Below are 18,788 nucleotides of genomic sequence, written 5' to 3'. Positions count from 1 at the left end.
TTCTCCAGGAGCTGTACCCATGCCCGCCGCCAAACTGCTAAGTGAACTCAAGTCCCTGGGCGTCGAACTCTGGCCCCAGGACGGACAATTGAAATTCCGCGCACCCCAAGGCCTGCTCAATGCCGAGCGCCTGGCACAACTGCGTGAGCACAAAGAACAGATCCTGCACCTGCTCGAAACACAGGAACGGCCACTGGTACAGGCTGACCCGGCGAACCACCACGCGCCCTTCCCGCTCACCGACGTGCAGAACGCTTACCTCCTGGGCCGCCAATCATCCTTTGGCTACGGCAACGTCGCCTGTCACGGCTATCTGGAACTGAGTTGGCCGCGGCTCGATCCGCAGCAGGTGGAACAGGCGTGGAACCGTCTGATCGAGCGTCACGACATGCTGCGCGCGGTGATCGCCAGTGAGGGTTCCCAATGCGTCCTGGCCAACGTTGCCCACTACTCGCTGGCCGTCGCGGACTTGCGCGGCGTCACGGCTGAACAACACCGGCACGGCGTGCAACAGATCCGCCAGGCCATGGAACAGAAGCTCTACCCCACCGATCGATGGCCGCTGTTCGAATTGCGCATGAGCCGCAGCGACAGCGGCGACACCCTGCATTTCTCCATGGATTCGCTGATTGCCGACTGGGCCAGCGCACAGTTGCTGTTCAACGAGTTGGAACAGTTGCTGGACGATCCCCAGGCCTCCCTGCCGCCCCTGGACATCACCTTCCGCGACTACCTGCTGGCGGAGCGTGGCTTGCTCGAAGGCAGCCGCCACCAACGCGACCGTGAGTATTGGCTGGGGCGCGTCGACGAGTTACCCGCCGCGCCGCAACTGCCGGCGCCCCTGAGCGGTGAAGACACGGCACCGCCGCGCTTCCAGCGGCATTCGGCCCAGCTCGATCATCAGCAATGGAACGCCCTGAAAAAAGCCGCCAACGAACGCGGCCTGACCCCTTCCATTGCGGTCCTCGCCGCCTACGTCGGAACCTTGCAACGCTGGAGCCAGCGCCCTGCCTTCAGCCTCAACCTGACGCTGCTCAACCGCTTGCCACTGCACCCGCAAGTGGATCGGCTGGTGGGGGACTTCACCTCCGTGAGCCTGCTCCAGGTCAACGATCCGCAAGGCCAGGACTTCACCCGGCAGGCCCGGCAACTGGGCGGCCAATTGTTTGCCGACCTGGAGCACCGGCTGTTTTCCGGCATTGAAGTGATGCGTGAAATCGGCCGTCGGCGTGGCCGTGAAGCCGCGGCCATGCCGGTGGTGTTCACCAGCGCCATCGGCCTGGCGATCGAACCCCTGGCGGCCAGCCAGCGCCGGGTGGGCCACGGCATTACCCAGACCCCGCAAGTCACCCTCGACTGCCAGGTGATGGATGACCGCCACGGTTTGCACATCCATTGGGACGTTCGCCAAGGCGTGTTCCCCGACGGTTTGGTCAACGACATGCAGCAGGCGTTCCTGGCGCAGTTGCAGCGATTGGCCATGGAACCGGTCGCCTGGGAACAACCCATGCAGGTACCGCTGCCGGCCTGGCAACAGCGTGAGCGCCTGGCGGCGAATGCCACCGCCGCGCCGCTGCCCACCGGTCGCTTGCACGACGGTCTGCTGGTCATGGCCAAGGCACATCCGCAAGCGCTGGCGGTGATCGATGCCAACGGCAGCCTGACCTATGCCGCACTCGTCGAGCGCGCCTTGGCCGTCGCTGCCACCCTGTGCCAGGCCGGTTGCGGCGCCCAGGAACCGGTGGCAATCCTCATGCCCAAAGGCCTCGACCAGGTCGTGGCGGCCTACGGTGTATTACTTGCCGGTGCCGCCTACCTGCCACTCGATAGCAATGCTCCGGCCGCCCGCCGCGACCGCGTACTGCGCAGCGCCCAGGTGCGTCATGTACTTGGCCAGTCCCAGAGCCTGCCCGATACGCCGCTGCCGGACGGGTTGCACTGGCATGCGGTGGATCGACTGGCGCCGGCGGCGGCCGACTTCCAAGCGGTCGACAGCAACCCCGATGACCTCGCCTACGTGATCTTCACCTCAGGCTCCACGGGTGACCCCAAAGGCGTGATGATCAGCCATCGCGCCGCCCTCAATACCGTGCAAGACATCAACCGGCGTTTTCACGTCGACGCCAAGGATCGCGTGCTGGGGTTGGCACAGTTGAGTTTCGACCTGTCGGTGTACGACCTTTTCGGCCCCCTCGCCGTGGGCGGCGCGCTGGTGCTGCCCGACCCGGCACGCGGCGCCGACCCTTCGCACTGGGCCGAACTGGTGCAGCGGCATCAGGTGACGCTGTGGAACTCGGTGCCTGCGCAACTGCACATGCTCGCCCACTACCTGCATGCCGAGCCCCGGCCACTGGACAGCCTGCGCCTGGCGTTGTTGTCCGGTGACTGGATCCCGCTGAACCTGCCGCCGCAACTCCAACAACTCTTGCCTGGCCTGGCCCTGGTGGGTCTCGGTGGCGCGACCGAAGCCTCGATCTGGTCCAACCTGCACCCGATCGACGAGATTGACCCGACGTGGCGCAGCATTCCCTATGGCCTGCCCTTGGCCAACCAGGGCTTTCGCGTGCTCGACAGCCAATGGCGCGACGCCCCGACCTGGGTGCCCGGCGACCTGTACATCACAGGTGTCGGCCTGGCCAACGGTTACCTTGGCGACCAGGCACTGAGCGACGCGCGGTTCTTCGCCCATCCCGTGGACGGCCAGCGCCTGTATCGCACCGGCGATCGGGGTCGCTACCTGCCCGGCGGCGAACTGGAGTTCCTCGGCCGTGAAGACGGCCAGGTGAAAATCCGTGGGCATCGCGTTGAACTGGGCGAAATCGACGCCGCATTGCTCGCCATCCCCGGCGTGGACAACGCAATCAGCCTGGTCACCGGCGAAGCCACCGGAGAGCGCAGCCTGCTGGCCTTTGTCATTGCCGCGCGGACATCGCCAACACCGTTGCCGGACGCGTCCTTGCTCACGACGATCAATCGTTATGCCGACAACCAGGTCGGCGCCTTTGACGCCCAACAGGTTGGCGATTACCAGGCAGACCTGAGTGCCGCGGCGCTGAGCTCGATGCTGGAGGTGATGCTCAAGGCCGGGTTGTTCAGCGGCGAGTTGGCCGAACCCGATGCCCCGGCCATTCTCCACGCGTTGCAGGCACAGCCGCGCCATCACTGGCTGGTGCGCCGCTGGTTGGGCGCGCTGTGCGAGGCGGGCCTGCTGCAACTCGAACAATCGCGTTATCGCCTGGCGCAACCGGCACCCGAGCCGGCGCTGGCCTGGGGCCGGGTGGAACAGGCCGTCGCCTCGGGGCTGTGCAGCCAGGCGCTGTTCGATTATCAGCTCAACCACGTCTGGCAATTGCCGCCGTTGCTCAAGGGCGAGGTCAACCCGTTCGACCTTTTGTTTCCCCAAGGCCAACAGGACCTGGCATTGCAGCTGTACGGCGGGGACGCCGTCTCGCGCTACAACAATCACAGCATCGCAGCGCTGATCAACCGCCTCGCCACCCACCATGACGGCGACGGGCCGCTACGCATCCTGGAAATCGGCGCCGGCACCGGGGCCACCAGCGCGCCAGTGATCGGGCTGCTCGATGGCCTGGACGTCGATTACCTGTTCACCGACATGACCGCTTTTTTCTTGCCGGCGGCCAAGCAACGGTTTGCCGAGCACGCCTGGGTGCGCTACGGCGTGCTGGACATCGACCAGGACATCCGGCCCCAAGGGCTGGCCAGCAACAGCGTCGATGTCGTGTTGTGTGCCGGCATGCTCAACAGCGTCAAGGACATCGACAAAGCCCTCGGCCAAATCACCGAGCTGCTCAGCCCCGGCGGCTGGTTGGTGTTCAGCGAACCCACCGGCGAATGGCCGCCGATCCTGTTGACCCAGGGCTTCATGATGTCCCCGGTCAACGACGACCACGACCTGGGCCGTAGCGGTTTGCGCGACGCACAGACCTGGCAGGCGCGGATCCAGGCGTTGGGCGGTGAATGCCTGCCCGCCCTGCCCCAGGCCGATCACCCGCTGGCGGCCCTCGGCATGCAGGTGTTCGCCGCCCGTTTCAAGGCTGGGTTCCAGCGTCTGGACGTCGACAGCCTGCGCCGCGCCTTGGCCCAGCGCTTGCCTGAATACATGCTGCCGGCGCACCTGCAAGTGCTCGACCGCTTGCCGTTGACCGCCAATGGCAAGGTCGACCGCAAGACCCTGGCCGGCTTGCGCCCCGCCGTTGATGCCCACGTGTCCGTGGGCCAGGCGACGCCGACCGATCCCCTCACCGCCGAGCTGTGCCGGCTGTGGGCCGAGGCCTTGGGATTGACGCAAATTGGCGTCGACGACAGCTTCTACGAAAAAGGCGCCGACTCGCTGATCCTCGCCCGTGTCGCCGGTCAACTGCGTGAACAACTGCCCCAGGCCCAGGCCTTGAGTTACGACACGCTGCTGCGGCAGATGCTCAACGAGCCGAATGTCACCGCCCTGGCGCGCCTGCTCAACCACGGCGAAGCCGCGCCAGCGCCCACGGCGGCGGGCGGCGAAGCTCAGCGCTCGTCAAACAGCAATGCGTTGGTGGTGCCATTCGGCGGTGGCGAGGTCGGCCCGGTGCGGGTGATGTTCCACGCCGCCCTCGGCACCTTGGATTACTTCCAGCACTTGGGGCGCGCCCTGGCCGAGCAACAGGCCGGCCCGGTGATCGGCTTTGCCGTGGCCGACACCGAGCGCTACCTGGCCCTGGAGCCCAAGCGCCTGATCGAAAGCGTGGCCCAGGATTACGCAGAACGCTTGATCGCTGATGGTCACCAGCGCTTCCAGCTGATCGGTTATTGCCTGGGCGGGCTGCTCGCCACCGAGGTCGCCCGGCGCTTGCTCGAACGGGGCATGGACGTGGTGGACCTGAGCCTGATCGACAGCATTCCGATGTTCATCGACACCGACGAGGAGCTGGCCTACGAGGCGATCTTCGTGCCCAACCTGAACCTGGATCCGGTGAAAACCGTGTTCGGCCCGCACATCGAAGACTATGACGTGTACCGCGCCATCGATCTGCTGATGGCCCGTGACAATCGCCGCGTGCCCACCGGGGCCATGGCCGCCTTGAGCGGCGACCCGGGCCTTGAAGCCCTGGCGCTGGCGGTGCGACAACAATCGGCGCGCAGCCAGGAACAACGCCTGGCCGAATATGCGCGCCTGGCGTCGGGCCAGGCCGGGGTGCCCATCGGCCCGGAGCTGGTGCCGACCTTGTTCCGCGTCTGCCGCCACAGCATGCGCGCGGCACGGTTCGACCCGCCGCCGTTCCTCGGCAACATGACCTACCTGCGCTGCCTGGAGCAGCAATCGTTCGGCATCACCGGCGGCGTTGGCCACTTGGCGGCACCGTTCTGGGAAGACGCGTGCCTGGGACGATTCGACTTGATCGATGTGCCCGGCAATCACTTCAGCGTGATCGAACCGCCTCACGTCCACACCGTCACCGCGCACCTGCTGGACGCCCTACGGAAAAACTCATGACCACCGCCCTGGATACCCTGAAACGTCCGGTCAACCGCCTGATTCACTTAGGCGTAGCGTTTGCCGCGGTCGGCGCACTGGTCAACCTGGTGCCCTTCATCGGCCTGACCGAGCTGGGCCGGTTGCTGCTGGCCGGTGGCTTCGACGCTCAAGCCTTGTGGCGCTGGGCGGCGCTGGTGGTGATCGCCTTGAGCCTGGGCTGGGTGGCCAACGGCGTGGCCCTGTGGTTGACCCACCTGGCGGACCACCGCCTGCAAGCCAGCCTGCGCGAAGCCATGGTGCGCAAGCTGGGGCGCGTGCCCCTGGGTTGGTACACCGACACCACCTCGGGCGCGGTGCGCAAAGTGGTGCAGGACGATCTGGAAGACCTGCATCACCTGGTCGCCCATCACGCGGTGGAACTTACCGCGGCCATCGTCACGCCCGTGGCGGGGCTGGTGTGGCTGGTCACGCTGAACTGGCGCCTGGCGCTGCTGGCGGTACTGACCTTGCCGGTGTATGCGCTGGCCTACGCCCTGATGATGCGCGGCTTCGGCGCGAAAATGCAGTTGCTGGACAAGAGCATGAGCCGGGTCAGCGCCGCCATCGTCGAGTTTGTCCACGGCATTGCCGTGGTCAAGGCGTTCGGCCAGGTGGGCCAGGCCCATCGCAGCTATCAGCAGGCGGTCAACCAGTTCAGCGAGCAATACGCCGGTTGGGTCAAGCCGCTGCTGCGCCTGGAGGCGTTTTCCTCGATGGCCTTGAGCGTCCCGGTGATTCTGCTGGTGAGCCTGGGGGTGGGCAGCTTGTTGTTGGCCAAAGGCTGGATCACGCCGCTGCAATTGTTCGCCGAGACCTTGGTGGCGGTGGTGATTCCGCAGTCGCTGTTGGTGATCAATCAAAGCCTGACCGCCCAACGCACCGCCCTGGCGGCCGCCGACCGCATCGAAGTACTGCTCAAGGTCGAAGAACTGCCCGCGCCGAAAGTCGGCAAGCAGCCCCAGGGCAATGACATCACCTTTGAACACGTGCAGTTCGGCTACGACCCCGAGCACCCGATCCTCAACGGTGTCGACCTGCACTGTCCGGCTGGCAGCGTGACCGCCCTGGTCGGCGCGTCCGGTGCGGGCAAGTCGACCCTGGCCAAACTGGTGCCGCGCTTTCACGACGTCAAGGCTGGCTGCGTGCGGGTGGGCGGTGTCGATGTGCGGGACATCGATCCGCGCCAGTTGTATCGGCAGGTCGGTTTCGTCTTGCAGGACGCGCAACTGGTGCACGGGACGGTGGCCGACAACCTGCGCCTGGGCCGCCCCGAGGCCAGCGACGCGGAGGTGGAGATGGCGGCCCGCTCGGCGCAGATTCACCTGCGCATCGAGGCCCTGCCCCGTGGCTATCAGTCGGTGATCGGCGAGGATGCGATTTTCTCTGGCGGTGAAGCGCAACGCCTGTCCATCGCCCGCACGCTGCTGGCCGACACGCCGGTGCTGATCCTCGACGAGGCCACTTCCCACGCCGACCCCGAATCCGAAGCGTTGATCCAGGACGCCCTGTCGGCCCTGGCCCGGGGCCGTACGGTGCTGGTGATCGCCCACCGCCTGGCCAGCATCAGCGGCGTGGACCAGATCGTCGTCCTCGATCAGGGCCGCGTGCTTGAAAGCGGTCGCCATGAATCCCTGCTCCAAGCCAACGGCGCCTATGCCCAGCTGTGGCGCGCCGGCGCCAAGCACTCCGTCCCCGAGTTGGAGATGTCCCTGTGATCCGCAGTCTTGTCACGTTACTGGGGCCGGCCCATGCCGCCCGCCTTTACCGATACCTCGCGTGGCTGGTGACCAGCGCCGTGCTGCAAGGCCTGGCCGTGGCTTTCCTGGTGCCGATCCTGCACGCGCTGTTTGCCGGTGATCCAGCCACGGCGCTGGCTTGGCTGGCCGGCCTGGCGGCGATGGCCGTGCTGACCTGCATCGCCCATTACCAGCAAGCGATGAAGGGCTTTGCCCTGGCGCTGGTGGTGCTGACCACCCTGCATGATCGCCTCGGCCAACACCTGACCAGCCTGCCCCTGGGCTGGTTCAATTCGGAAAAAATCGGCCGCTTGTCACGCAGTGCCACCAGCGGCACGCTGATGGTCACCGGCCTGTTCGCCCATTACCTGGGGCCGGTGGTGTCCGGAGTGGTGGTGCCGGCCACGGTCGCGCTGACCTTGTTCATCTTCGACTGGCGCCTGGGCCTGACCGCCGTGCTGTGCGCGCCGCTGATCTACTTCACCCACCACTGGTCCGCTGCCGCCATCGGCAATAACGACGCCCGGGTCGAAGCCGCCGCGACCTTGGCAGGTAACCGCGTGGTCGAGTTCGCCCGCTACCAGCAAGTGCTGCGCGCCTTTGGCCGGACCCAGGACGGCTACGCGCCCTTGCAGGCAGCCAACCTGGCGCAGAAACAGGCCGGTGGTTCGATGTTGGCCCAGACCTTTCCCAAACTGCTGGCCGGCGGCCTTACCGTGCAATTGGCCTTTGCGCTGCTGGTGGGTGTGGGCGTCGCCCTGGCCGTCCGCGGTGATATTGACGCCATCCAACTGGTCGCGTTGCTGGCCCTGGCGGCCCGTTTTGTCGGGCCACTGGCCGAGGCGGCGGCGCGCAGCGGCCTGCTGCGCATGGCCGGTAATGACCTGGAGCAACTGGTCGGCATCCTGCGCGAGTCGCCATTGCCGCAACCCGCTGTCAGTCAGCCGTTGACCGCCCCCGGCAGCTTTGCCTTCGAACACGTCAGCTTCGCCTACGCCAGCGGCCCGACGGTGCTGCGCGACCTGAGCTTCACTGCACCGGCCCATTCGATGACGGCGATTGTCGGCGCCTCGGGCTCGGGCAAGACCACCGTCACGCGCCTGCTCATGCGGTTTTTCGATGCGACAGAGGGCAGCGTCAAGGTCGGCGGCGTCGATGTGCGCGAACTGTCCAACGAAGCCTTGATGGCGCAATTGTCGCTGGTAATGCAGGACGTCTACCTGTTCGACGACAGTCTCGAAGCCAACATCCGTGTCGGCAGGCCGGACGCCACTGCGCAGCAGGTGGCTGAAGCGGCGCGACTGGCCGGCGTCGATGAAATCGTCGCGCGCCTGCCCCAGGGCTGGCACACCCCGGTGGGAGAAGGCGGCGCGTCATTGTCCGGCGGCGAACGCCAACGGGTGTCCCTGGCCAGGGCCTTGCTCAAGCGCGCGCCGATCGTGCTGCTGGATGAAGCCACTGCCGCCCTCGATCCCCAGAACGAAGCCTTTGTACAAGCGGCGATTCGTAGCCTGAAGCAAAGCTCGACCGTATTGGTCATCGCCCATCGCCTGCCGACCATCATGGCCGCCGAGCAGATTCTGGTGCTGGACCAAGGCCGGTTGGTGGAAGCAGGCACTCACTCGCAACTGCTGGCCCTCGACGGCCGTTACGCCGGGTTCTGGCGCGATCGCCAGCGTGCCGGCGGCTGGCGCCTGAATGCGCAGGCCCAACCATGCTGATCGGGGTGCTGGGCGCCAGTGGCGATGTCGGTCTGGCCAGCGCTCGGGCGCTGTTGAGCTTGGGCGTGAACGAACTGCGCCTGGGCGGGCGTGATGTCCGCAACGGTGCCCGCTGCCTGGCATCGCTCCAGCAGCAATGGCCCGACGCGCGCCTGCACTGGACCGCGGTGGACTTCGATGATGCCGCTGCCCTGGCCGGGTTCGCCCATGGCTGCGGCGTGCTGCTCAACTGCGCTGGGCCTTCCTGGCGACTGGAAGATCGGGCCGCCCGGGCGGCGTTGCAAACCGATGCGCACTACGTGGATGCCGCCGGCGAGGTGACACTTGAGCCGAGCCAGTGGCACAACCGTTGCGCCGTCCTCGGAGCCGGCCTGCAACCAGGGCTTACCGGCTTGCTGCCCCGTTGGCTGGCCCAGCAGGCTTTCTCTGAAGTCCAGGGACTGACCAGCTATTTCGGCCTGCGTGACCAATTCACCGCCGTGGCCGCCGACGACTTCCTGCAAGGGGCGGTGGACGGCACCAGTGAACCCCTGGCGGCCTGGCGCAACGGACGTTGCAGTCGGGCGCTGCGCCGCAGCCGGGATGTGCTGCTGCCGTGTTTCCCCGGCCAGGTTCACTTGCTGCCCTATTTGAATCGGGAAGGCGAGTGCCTGGCCATGGACCTGCGCCTGGACGTCGGCCATTGGTTCAACGTGATCACCGACGGACATGTGCTCAAGGCGCTGGACCTGGCCCACAGCCTGCCGCGCGCCGATGCGGTGCAGCGGTTGTGCGAGGCCAGCCGGCTGGACCTCAGCGGCCAGGCCCCTTTCGTCACGTTGCTGCTGCAACTCGACGGGGTGTGGAACGGCCAGGCACGCACCCGCAGCCTGGTGCTCAGCGGCGCAGGCAACGCGGCGCTGACTGGAGCAATGGCCGCCGCCACGGTGGTCAGCGTGGCGAACGGTGAGATCAACACCGGCTGCCATTACGCCGCCCAGGTGTTGCTACCCGCCGCCAGCCTTGAACGCCTGCAACGCACCTCGGCGATCCGTGCCCTGAACCTGCTGCCCGGCCCGCTCGATCATCTGCACACCGTTGAAGAAGGTTGCCTATGAACAGCGCCCTGAATGAACTCGAACACGTGAGCCTGGGGGTGATGGCCCAGGTGTTGCTGCACACCCAGGCTTTGCCGGTGCAGGCCTGGCACAGCGCCGGGCAGATCAACCAGGCCTTGGGCACGGCGCCCCGCCATGCCTGGATCGTGCGGCGCTGGCTGGCGGCGCTGACCCGCGCCGGTGCGCTGCGCGAAGACGCCGGACGCCTCGCCTGGCAAGGCACGCCATCCCCGGCCGCGGTCGAAAACTTGCCCGGGCTGTACGCCGAACTGGGCTTCCCGGCCAGCATGGCGCCCCTGCACCGCCAGGTCATCGAGTGCCTGCCCGACCTGTTGCGCGACCAACTCGCCTTGGCACCGTTGCTGGTGCAATCGGGTGACCCCGTCGCGGTGCTGGGCGCCTACCAGCGCAACCACTTCACCGCAGCGATCAATCAAGCCCTCGCCGCACGGGCAAGCGAAGTCCATGCCCTCGGCGATGTACTGCGGGTGCTGGAGTTGGGCGGTGGTGCTGCCTGTACTACCCGCGCCGTGCTGGCAGCGTTGCAAGCGCGGGAAAAGGACTATCGCTTTACCGACATCAGTTCGCTTTTCACCGGGGCGGCCCAGCGTGAGTTTCGCCTGGAACCGGGGATGCACGTCGGTTTGCTCGACCTGGACCGGGACTTCGCCGAGCAAGGCATCGAGGCCCGCAGCCAGGACCTGGTGGTCGCTGGCAACGTCCTGCACAACGCTCGCGACTTGCCCCGCAGCCTCGGGCAGATACGCGCCTGCCTGCGGGACGGCGGGCGCTTGTTGTTCAGTGAGTCCATCGCGGACAACCCGGCGATGCTGACCTTCATGCACCTGCTGCTGTCGCCGCCTGCCGGTGCGCCGTTGCGCAGTGCCGATGAAGTGTTCATCCCGCCTGATGCATGGCGCCAGGCCTTGCAGGCCCAGGGTTTCCAATTACTCGAAGTTTGGCCCGCGGCCACCGACCCGCTGGCGGCCGCCGGGCAACGTTTGTTTCACGCCGTAGGAGTTTCATGATGACGCTGCACGTTGACATCCTGCTGATCGAGCTACCCGCCGGCGCATTTCCCTGGCATTTACCGGCCCTGACGGACCTGGGCATACATCAGCGCTCCCCGGCACGCCTGTTGGCGGTGATCGAACGCCAACGCCCCGCCGTGGCGGTCATGAACGCCGAACAGCTGGAACGGCTGCTGGACTTCCCCGCGTTGCCATTGACCGACCTGAGCTACCTGGAACAGGTGCTGTTCATCACGGCGCAACCGGGCGACTGGCAGCTGGCCGAGCGGGCGGCGGCACAGCTCAATTGCGGCGTCCAGGGGTTTACGGATGCCCTCGGCGAATGGCGCGACCTGGCCAGCGTCAAGTTCAAACATCAACGTTGGCGCGAGCGGGCCCTTGGGCATCCCGACGTGAGTAGTGTCGCGCTGCACGGCCAGACCTTGTTCGCCGTGCCTCACCCTTGCGAGGCCACCTGGGTCGAGGATCACCTCGATGCGACCGAAGCGGCCCTCGACCTGCAGTTTTCCAGCGAGCAACTCGTCGAAGCGGTACGGCTCAATGATCGGCTGGGCCACGCCGCGTTGCTGTCGATGCTCAACGGCCTGGACCATTGTGGTCTGTTGCCCGCCCCGTTGAACGATGTCGCCCAGGGGCTGGCCCATGGGGGCATCGCGCCGGGTCATCGGCCGTTGATCGCGCGCTGGCTCGACGTGTTGCAGGGGCAAGGGCTATTGCGCCGCCAAGGCACCCGCCTGCACCCGACTCTCGACACCAGCGCCTGGAGCGACGAAACCCTCGAAGGCATCTGGACGCAACTGACCCTGGACTGGGCGCGCAACACCGGCGGCAGTGGCACCCTCGACTATGCGCGGGACAACGCCCGTCAATTACCGGCGCTGATGCGCGGCGACTGCGCGGCGGTGCACCTGTTGTTTCCCGAGGGGCGCACCGAACGTGCGGCAGCGTTGTACCGCGAAAGCCTGGCGGCCCAGTACCAGCATCGCGCCGTAGCCCACTGGGTCGGGGCCTGGGCCGCACGCCAGAGCGCCGCTGTGCCGTTGCGCGTGCTCGAAGTCGGTGCCGGCACCGGGTCGACCACCCAGGCGGTGTTGCCGGCCTTGGCCGACGCTGCGGTGGACTACCTGTGCACCGACGTGTCGCGCTATTTCAGCGAGCAGGCCGCCGAGCGCCTGCAAGACTGGCCGTGGGTTCGCCACGGCGTGTTCGACATCGACCGCCCTGCCCTGGCCCAGGGTTACCGCAGCCAGGATTGGGACCTGATCATCGCCGGTGGCGTGCTCAATGCCGCTCGCGATACCGAGCGCTCCCTGGCGAACCTGCTCGTCCTGCTCAAGCCAGGCGGCTGGCTGGTGTTCAGCGAACCCACGCAAGAGGAATTCTGGGTGATGGCCTCCCAGGCCTTCATGCTCAACCAGGCCGACGATGAACGTCAGCTCAGCAGCACCACCTTCCTGAACCTCACCCAGTGGCAAACCGCGCTGGCCAGGAGCGGATTCCAGGGCAACCGCAGCCTGCCCGCCGCCGGACACCCATTGGCGCGCCTGGGCCATCGCGTCTTCGTCGCCCAGGTCCCCAACCATCGCCTGAGCCGCGCGGCACTGGCCGCGCACCTTGAAGAGCCCGTCCTGGATCTTGAACTACTCGACCAATTGCCCGACGACCCTACGCTGGCCCAGTGGGCTCGCCTCCCGGAGACTTGCCCATGAACAGCGCCCCTGCGCGCAAACGCGTGATCGTGGCCGGCACCGCGTTCGGCCGCATCTACCTGCAAGCCCTGGCCCGCGCCCACGATCGCTACCAACTGGTAGGCATCCTGTCCCGCGGCAACGCCTACTCGAAAGCTTGCGCCGAGCATTACGGGGTGGCGCTGTACGAGACCGTGGAACAGGTGCCGGATGAGGTCGATATCGCCTGCGTGGTGGTGCGCTCCGGGGCAACCGGGGGCGCTGGCGGTGACTTGGCCCAACAATTTCTGCGCCGCGGCATCCACGTCTTGCAGGAACACCCGGTGCACCACCGCGAAATCGCCGCGTGCATGCAGGCCGCGCGCCAGGGCCAGGCCGCCTATGCAGTGAACACGCTGTACCCGAATATCCTGGCGATCCGGCGCTTTCTCGCCGTGGCCGCTTACCTGCGCGATCAACAGGGGCTGGCGTACATCGAAGCCGCCTGCAACAGCCAGGTCGCCTACCCGCTGCTGGATATTCTCGGGCGCCTGGCCGGTAGCCTACGGCCCTGGTCGTTCGCGGCCCCGGCCCCGACGCTCGGGGAGCATCCCTTCACCCGGCTCGAAGCCCGTTTCAACGGTGTCCCCATCAGCTTACGAATACAGAACCAGGTGCACCCCAAGGACCCGGACAACCACTCGTTCCTGCTGCATCGCCTCGAAGTCGGCTGCGAAGCCGGGGTATTGAGCCTGGGCGACACCCACGGCCCGGTGCTGTGGAACCCGCGCCTGCATGCGCCAAGGGACAGCACTGACCGGCTGATCATGGCCGGCCCCGGCAGCGAACGGCTGGCCGGGCCAACGATGGTGCTTCTCGATCCGCAGGTGCCCCTGAGCTACCGGCAGGTGTTCAACCAGGTCTGGCCCGACGCGGTCAGCGTCGCCCTGGACGCGTTATGCCGCGACATCGACGAACCTTCGCGGCGCCTGCACAGCGGCGTCTGGGCCACCGAGGTGTCCATGGCCTGGCGCGAAATGAACAACCTGATCGGCATGCCCACCCTGATTGAGCCACCCGTGCCCCGCGCGCTGCCCCTGGCCGAACTCCAGGCGCTGGCCGGCGCCGTGCAACCCCCTTGCGGTGACGACACCGCCCAACTGCTCGGAGCGCTGCCATTTTGAACACTGCCCAACCTTTGTCCAATTGCAGCCACGTGTTGCTGTGGGTGCGCGACTTGCACCAGGCCGTGGCGAACTTTCGCGCCGCCGGTTTCGAAGTCACCTACGCCACTGCCGAGGCTCGCGCGCAACACGCGCACATCTGGTTCAGCCAGGGGCCGATCATCGAGTTGCTCACCACACCGCGTCACGCCTGGCTGTTCAAGTGGCCCATCGACTGCCTGGCCGGCCGTGGCGCCGGACGGCGGATGTTGCGCTGGGCCGCCCAGGGCGAAGGGTTCTGCGACCTGGCGCTGCTGTGCGATACCCCGGCCCTGGCGCCGCGCCTCAAGGGCCTGGCGGGCTGCGGCGTGGCCATGGGGCGCACGGTGAACTGGCGGCGTACCTGTGTGGATGGCCGCCAGACCCGATTTCGTTTCGTCTATCCACGCCACGACCGCCTGCCCTTCCTGGTCACGCCCTATGAGCCGGCCCAGCACCCGCCCCAAATGATTCACCCCAACGGCGCGACGGGCCTGGCGGCGATCCACATGGGCGTCCATCCCGCCGACCACACCGCCCTCAGCTTGCTGACCGGCGACGACCCGTTGCTGCGTATCCAGGCGGCCGAATACACCGGCGTACAGGCGGTGCGAATCGCCGGCCTGGCGCACCCGCTGATTCTGCACGGCGCCCGTTTGCTAGGTTGCCCGACCGTTCAAGGAGATTGCCATGCTTGATGGATGCACCGACTGGCCCGACGACTTCGTCCGCCGCTATCGCGAACACGGTTATTGGCAAGGCGTGCCGCTGGGCCAGCTGTTGCGCGAGCAGGCGCTGCGCACGCCGCACAAAGAGGCGCTGGTGGACGGCCATCGGCGTTGGCGTTACGCCGAGCTCGATCTGCAGGCCGACCGCTTGGCCGCCGGGCTCGCCGACCGGGGCTTGCGCGCTGGCCAACGGGTACTGGTGCAACTGCCCAACATCGCTGAATTTTTCAGCCTGACGTTCGCCCTGTTGCGCCTGGGCGTGATTCCGGTGTTCGCCCTGCCGGCCCATCGCGAACATGAACTGGTCCACTTGGCCCAACTGAGCCAGGCCGTGGCCTATGTGATTGTCGATCGACACCTGGGCTTCGACTATCGACCGCTGGCACGGGCCCTGTGTAAACAAGCGCCGAGCCTGCGACAGGTCTTTGTGGTCGGGGCGGCCGAGGCGTTCGTCGCCCTGGGCGACTGCGTTGCTGAACCTCGTCCGTTGCCGGCGCCAGACTCACGGGAAGTCGCTGTGCTGCTGCTGTCCGGTGGCACCACCGGCCTGCCCAAGCTGATCCCCCGCACCCACGACGACTACGCCTGCAATGCACGCCTGGCGGCCCGGGCCTGCGGCTTCGACAGCCACACCCGCTACCTGGCGGCGTTGCCCGTGGCCCATAACTTCCCCTTGGCCTCACCCGGCGCGTTCGGGGTGTTCAGTGTCGGCGCCACCCTCGTGCTGGCGCCGGAGCCCAGCCCGGACACCACCTTCGAACTGATCGAAGGCGAACGCATCACCCACACCGCGTTGATCCCGCCGCTGGTCCTGCTGTGGCTGGAGATGGCGCAATGGTCCGACCACGACCTGAGCAGCCTGCAAGGGTTACAGGTCGGTGGTGCCCGGCTCAAGGCCGAGATCGCCGCGCGTATCGGCCCGGCCCTGGGCTGTGGCCTGCAACAGGTCTACGGCATGGCCGAAGGGTTGCTGTGCTTCACGCCGCTGGATGACCCACAAGCACGCATCTTCGAAACCCAGGGCCTGCCGCTCACCGCCGACGATGAGATCCGCATCGTCGACGCCGATGACGTGCCAGTCGCCCCAGGCGCCGTGGGCGAATTGCTGGTGCGCGGCCCCTACACCATTCGCGGTTACTACAACGCCGCCGAACAGAATCTGCGCGCCTTCACCGCCGACGGTTTCTACCGCAGCGGCGATCTGGTGCGGCGTTTGCCCGAGGGCCATTTGATCGTCGAGGGGCGGACCAAGGATGTGATCAATCGCGGCGGCGAGAAAATTCCCGTGGAGGAAATCGAGAATCTGCTGCTGGGCCATCCGTTGATTCGCGATGTCGCCCTGGTGGCCTTGGCCGATGAGCTGCTGGGCGAGCGCAGTTGCGCCTGTGTGCTGGCCCATGGCGAACAGGTCGAACTGGGCACGATCAACGCCTGGCTGCGGGAGCGTGGACTGGCCGCCTACAAACTGCCGGACCGCTTGCAGGTGCTGCGCGAATTCCCGCTGACGCGCCTGGGCAAGGTCAACCGCAAAGCCCTGGCGGAACAGGTGCAGGCGTTATGAGCAGCGAAATGTCCCCGTGGTTGCGCGTGCTGCGTCAGGGCGACCAACCCCGGGCCCGCCTGGTGTGCCTGCCCCACGCCGGAGGCAGCGCGAGTTTCTTCCGTCCGTGGCTGACGCACCTGCCAGGGGATATCGACTTGCTGGCCGTGCAATATCCCGGACGAGAAGAACGGTTCAACGAGACGCGTATTGCCTGCCTGGCCCGCCTGGCTGAACACATCAGCCAGGCCCTGTTGAGTCTGCCCTTCCGCCCGCTGTGGCTGTTTGGCCACAGCATGGGCGCGGCGCTGGCCTACGCCGTCGGTGTGCAGTTGGAGGCGGCAGGCGTCGGTGCCGAGCATGTGTTTGTCTCGGCCCACCCGCCACCGCACCGGCAACCAGCCAGTGACCTGCACCGCCAGGACGATGCCGCACTGATCGCCGACATCCTGCGCCAGGACGCCGAGGCCACGAGCCTGTGGGGCAACCCGCAACTGCGCGGGTTGTTCCTGCCGACCCTGCGCAGCGATTACCAGGCCATCGAAACCTGGCAACCGGCGCGGCTTGACCGTTTGGCGGCGCCCATCGACGTGCTTCTGGCCCGGGCCGACACCGATGTCAGCCTTGACCAGGCCCGGGCCTGGGCGGACCTGAGCGAACACACCCCGGATATCCGCCAGTTCGACGGCGATCATTTTTACCTCAAGCAACAGCCGCGCCCCGTGATCCATCACTTGCTGCAACGCACGGCCTACCTTCAAGGAGACTCGGTATGAAAACCCCGGAACACTGCACCGGCCTGCCGGACATTCGCCACGCCATCGACACCCTCGACCGGCAGATCATCGATGCCCTGGGGCTGCGCATGCAGTACGTCAAGGCGGCCTCGTCGTTCAAGCCCGACCAGGCCAGTATCGCCGCACCAGACCGCGTCGCGGCGATGTTGCCGCAGCGCCGGCAGTGGGCGCAGGAGGCCGGGCTGGACGGTGAATTCGTCGAGGGCCTGTTCAATCAGGTCATCCATTGGTACATCGCGGAACAAACGGCGTTCTGGCTGCAAAAAAAGAGCGCGGCCGTATGAACGAAGCCGCCTTACTGAGTGTGTTCGAAGCTGCGCACCAGCTCGCGCGGAAACATCAGCGGCCCGTTGTCGCTGTGAGTTCGCGCCCTGCACCGAACCTTGATCCCTTGGCGCTGTACGAAGCGCTCCAGCAGGGCTTTTTCTGGTGTGCTCATTCACCGGGGCTGGCTCTGTTCGGTCTGGGCTGCGCCTGGCAGATCGAAGCCACGGGCCCCCAGCGATTGGCCGAGGTGAACCGCCAATGGTTCGCGCTGTGTGCCGACGCGGTGATCGACGGCCCCCATCCACCGCTGCTGCTGGGCGGCATGCGTTTCGACACGCAGCAACCTTGCGCGCCGCATTGGGTGCCGTTCGCCGATGCCAGCTTTCACCTGGCCCAATGGCTGCTCAGCGAGGACGGCGACGGCCGCTGGCTGCGTTGCCAATGCGTGGTGGAACCCGGCAGCGATCCGGCCGCATTGGCGCGCGCCAGCCTGGCGGCGCACCAACAGCTTTTCGCGTCGCCACGCTCGCCCGCATCGCACCCGGAGGTGATCGAACGCACCGCATTGCCCGCGCCCCAGTGGCAAGCCAAGGTCGCCAACGCCTTGCAGGCCATCGACAGCGGCGAGCTGAGCAAAGTGGTGCTCGCCCGCCATATCGAATATCAGCTGGACGCCGCCCTCGATAGCGGCGCCGTCATGCGCCGGCTGCACGAGCGGCGCAACTCCTCCCATCTGTTCGCCTTGCACCGCGCAGGCAGCTGTTTCATGGGCGCCACCCCGGAGCGGTTGCTCAGTTGCCAGGAAGGCCACCTGAGCACCCACGCCCTCGCCGGTAGCGCACGGCGCGCCCCAACGCCCGCGGAAGACCAGCAAGTGGGCGCAGGCTTGTTGGCAGATTCCAAGGAACTGCATGAACATCAATTGGTGGTGCAGACCATCCTGCAAGGCTTGAGTGGCATCGTCACCGACCTGCAAGCAGCCACCCGACCCGAACTGCTGAAACTGGCCACGGTGCAGCATCTGAGCAGCCCGATCAGCGCCCGGCTTGTAGAGGGGGGTAGTTTGCTGGACGGCATCCAGGCCTTGCACCCCACCCCAGCGGTTGGAGGTTTGCCAGCGGCGACGGCCATGGGCTTCATTCGCCGGCACGAGGGCTTCGACCGGGGCTGGTACGCCGCGCCCGTGGGTTGGCTGGACGCCCGGGGCAACGGCGATTTCCTGGTGGCCCTGCGTTCGGCACTGATGACACCTTTGCATTGCCACTTGTTCGCAGGTTGCGGGATTGTCCAGGGGTCTCGACCGGCCGATGAGTACGAGGAAACCCAAATCAAACTGGCGAGCATGGAGCAGGCCTTGCACCTCGCTCCACGCTAACGGCGAGCCAATGATGGACCTGTGGCCAGAGATTGCTCCCGCTGGGTTCCGTAGGAGCTGGCAAAGCCTGCGATCTTTTGATTTTGATCTTTCGCTTGAGACTCAAGTGTCG

12 protein-coding genes are annotated in these 18,788 nt (G+C 66.6%); all 12 read left to right on the top strand.

Annotated features, from left to right (window positions below):
* Positions 1-19 precede the first annotated feature (19 nt).
* The 12 genes from J3P85_RS13510 to J3P85_RS13455 are packed head-to-tail and all read left to right on the top strand — an operon-like array spanning position 20 to position 18,676.
* Positions 20-5,494, top strand: coding sequence for an amino acid adenylation domain-containing protein (locus J3P85_RS13510; RefSeq protein ID WP_434706184.1), 5,475 nt, complete (start codon positions 20-22; stop codon positions 5,492-5,494).
* Positions 5,491-7,230 (top strand): ABC transporter ATP-binding protein, encoded by a 1,740-nt coding sequence (locus J3P85_RS13505; protein ID WP_434706183.1) that lies wholly within the window; start codon positions 5,491-5,493, stop codon positions 7,228-7,230. The genes J3P85_RS13510 and J3P85_RS13505 overlap by 4 nt, the downstream gene beginning before the upstream one ends.
* Positions 7,227-8,972, top strand: a complete 1,746-nt coding sequence (locus J3P85_RS13500; RefSeq protein WP_434706182.1) for an ABC transporter ATP-binding protein — start codon at positions 7,227-7,229, stop codon at positions 8,970-8,972. The genes J3P85_RS13505 and J3P85_RS13500 overlap by 4 nt, the downstream gene beginning before the upstream one ends.
* Entirely contained in the window at positions 8,966-10,069 is a 1,104-nt protein-coding gene (locus J3P85_RS13495; protein WP_434706181.1) for a saccharopine dehydrogenase NADP-binding domain-containing protein, read from the top strand. Before J3P85_RS13500 ends, J3P85_RS13495 begins: the two co-directional genes overlap by 7 nt.
* The gene (locus tag J3P85_RS13490) at positions 10,066-11,097 is read left to right on the top strand and encodes a class I SAM-dependent methyltransferase (protein WP_434706180.1); all 1,032 of its coding nucleotides are present in this window, start codon (positions 10,066-10,068) and stop codon (positions 11,095-11,097) included. The genes J3P85_RS13495 and J3P85_RS13490 overlap by 4 nt, the downstream gene beginning before the upstream one ends.
* Positions 11,097-12,809: a class I SAM-dependent methyltransferase gene (locus J3P85_RS13485; RefSeq protein WP_434706179.1), complete on the top strand. Its 1,713-nt coding sequence runs from the start codon at positions 11,097-11,099 to the stop codon at positions 12,807-12,809. Before J3P85_RS13490 ends, J3P85_RS13485 begins: the two co-directional genes overlap by 1 nt.
* Complete coding sequence (locus J3P85_RS13480) at positions 12,806-13,951, top strand: Gfo/Idh/MocA family oxidoreductase (protein ID WP_434706178.1); 1,146 nt, start codon at positions 12,806-12,808, stop codon at positions 13,949-13,951. Before J3P85_RS13485 ends, J3P85_RS13480 begins: the two co-directional genes overlap by 4 nt.
* Positions 13,948-14,667 (top strand): VOC family protein, encoded by a 720-nt coding sequence (locus tag J3P85_RS13475; RefSeq protein WP_434706177.1) that lies wholly within the window; start codon positions 13,948-13,950, stop codon positions 14,665-14,667. Before J3P85_RS13480 ends, J3P85_RS13475 begins: the two co-directional genes overlap by 4 nt.
* Complete coding sequence (locus tag J3P85_RS13470) at positions 14,660-16,258, top strand: (2,3-dihydroxybenzoyl)adenylate synthase (RefSeq protein ID WP_434706176.1); 1,599 nt, start codon at positions 14,660-14,662, stop codon at positions 16,256-16,258. Before J3P85_RS13475 ends, J3P85_RS13470 begins: the two co-directional genes overlap by 8 nt.
* Positions 16,255-17,013 (top strand): thioesterase II family protein, encoded by a 759-nt coding sequence (locus tag J3P85_RS13465; protein ID WP_434706175.1) that lies wholly within the window; start codon positions 16,255-16,257, stop codon positions 17,011-17,013. The genes J3P85_RS13470 and J3P85_RS13465 overlap by 4 nt, the downstream gene beginning before the upstream one ends.
* Positions 17,010-17,318: an isochorismate lyase gene (locus J3P85_RS13460; protein WP_411384686.1), complete on the top strand. Its 309-nt coding sequence runs from the start codon at positions 17,010-17,012 to the stop codon at positions 17,316-17,318. The genes J3P85_RS13465 and J3P85_RS13460 overlap by 4 nt, the downstream gene beginning before the upstream one ends.
* Positions 17,315-18,676 carry an isochorismate synthase gene (locus tag J3P85_RS13455; RefSeq protein ID WP_434706174.1) on the top strand — a complete coding sequence of 454 codons (1,362 nt, stop codon included), beginning with the start codon at positions 17,315-17,317 and terminating at the stop codon, positions 18,674-18,676. The genes J3P85_RS13460 and J3P85_RS13455 overlap by 4 nt, the downstream gene beginning before the upstream one ends.
* Positions 18,677-18,788: the final 112 nt, after the last annotated feature.

Origin of the sequence: Pseudomonas sp. Z1-12 (assembly GCF_051132015.1) — a bacterium.
Taxonomy (GTDB): Bacteria; Pseudomonadota; Gammaproteobacteria; order Pseudomonadales; family Pseudomonadaceae; genus Aquipseudomonas; species Aquipseudomonas zanjanensis.
This window is presented reverse-complemented; position numbering and strand designations above follow the sequence as displayed.

What these genes read in the sequence shown, in the direction of transcription:
- J3P85_RS13510 (WP_434706184.1), top strand. Translation starts at nt 20, where the DNA reads ATGCCCGCCGCCAAACTGCTAAGTGAACTCAAGTCCCTGGGCGTCGAA.
- J3P85_RS13505 (WP_434706183.1), top strand. Translation starts at nt 5,491, where the DNA reads ATGACCACCGCCCTGGATACCCTGAAACGTCCGGTCAACCGCCTGATT.
- J3P85_RS13495 (WP_434706181.1), top strand. Translation starts at nt 8,966, where the DNA reads ATGCTGATCGGGGTGCTGGGCGCCAGTGGCGATGTCGGTCTGGCCAGC.
- J3P85_RS13490 (WP_434706180.1), top strand. Translation starts at nt 10,066, where the DNA reads ATGAACAGCGCCCTGAATGAACTCGAACACGTGAGCCTGGGGGTGATG.
- J3P85_RS13485 (WP_434706179.1), top strand. Translation starts at nt 11,097, where the DNA reads ATGACGCTGCACGTTGACATCCTGCTGATCGAGCTACCCGCCGGCGCA.
- J3P85_RS13480 (WP_434706178.1), top strand. Translation starts at nt 12,806, where the DNA reads ATGAACAGCGCCCCTGCGCGCAAACGCGTGATCGTGGCCGGCACCGCG.
- J3P85_RS13470 (WP_434706176.1), top strand. Translation starts at nt 14,660, where the DNA reads ATGCTTGATGGATGCACCGACTGGCCCGACGACTTCGTCCGCCGCTAT.
- J3P85_RS13465 (WP_434706175.1), top strand. Translation starts at nt 16,255, where the DNA reads ATGAGCAGCGAAATGTCCCCGTGGTTGCGCGTGCTGCGTCAGGGCGAC.
- J3P85_RS13460 (WP_411384686.1), top strand. Translation starts at nt 17,010, where the DNA reads ATGAAAACCCCGGAACACTGCACCGGCCTGCCGGACATTCGCCACGCC.
- J3P85_RS13455 (WP_434706174.1), top strand. Translation starts at nt 17,315, where the DNA reads ATGAACGAAGCCGCCTTACTGAGTGTGTTCGAAGCTGCGCACCAGCTC.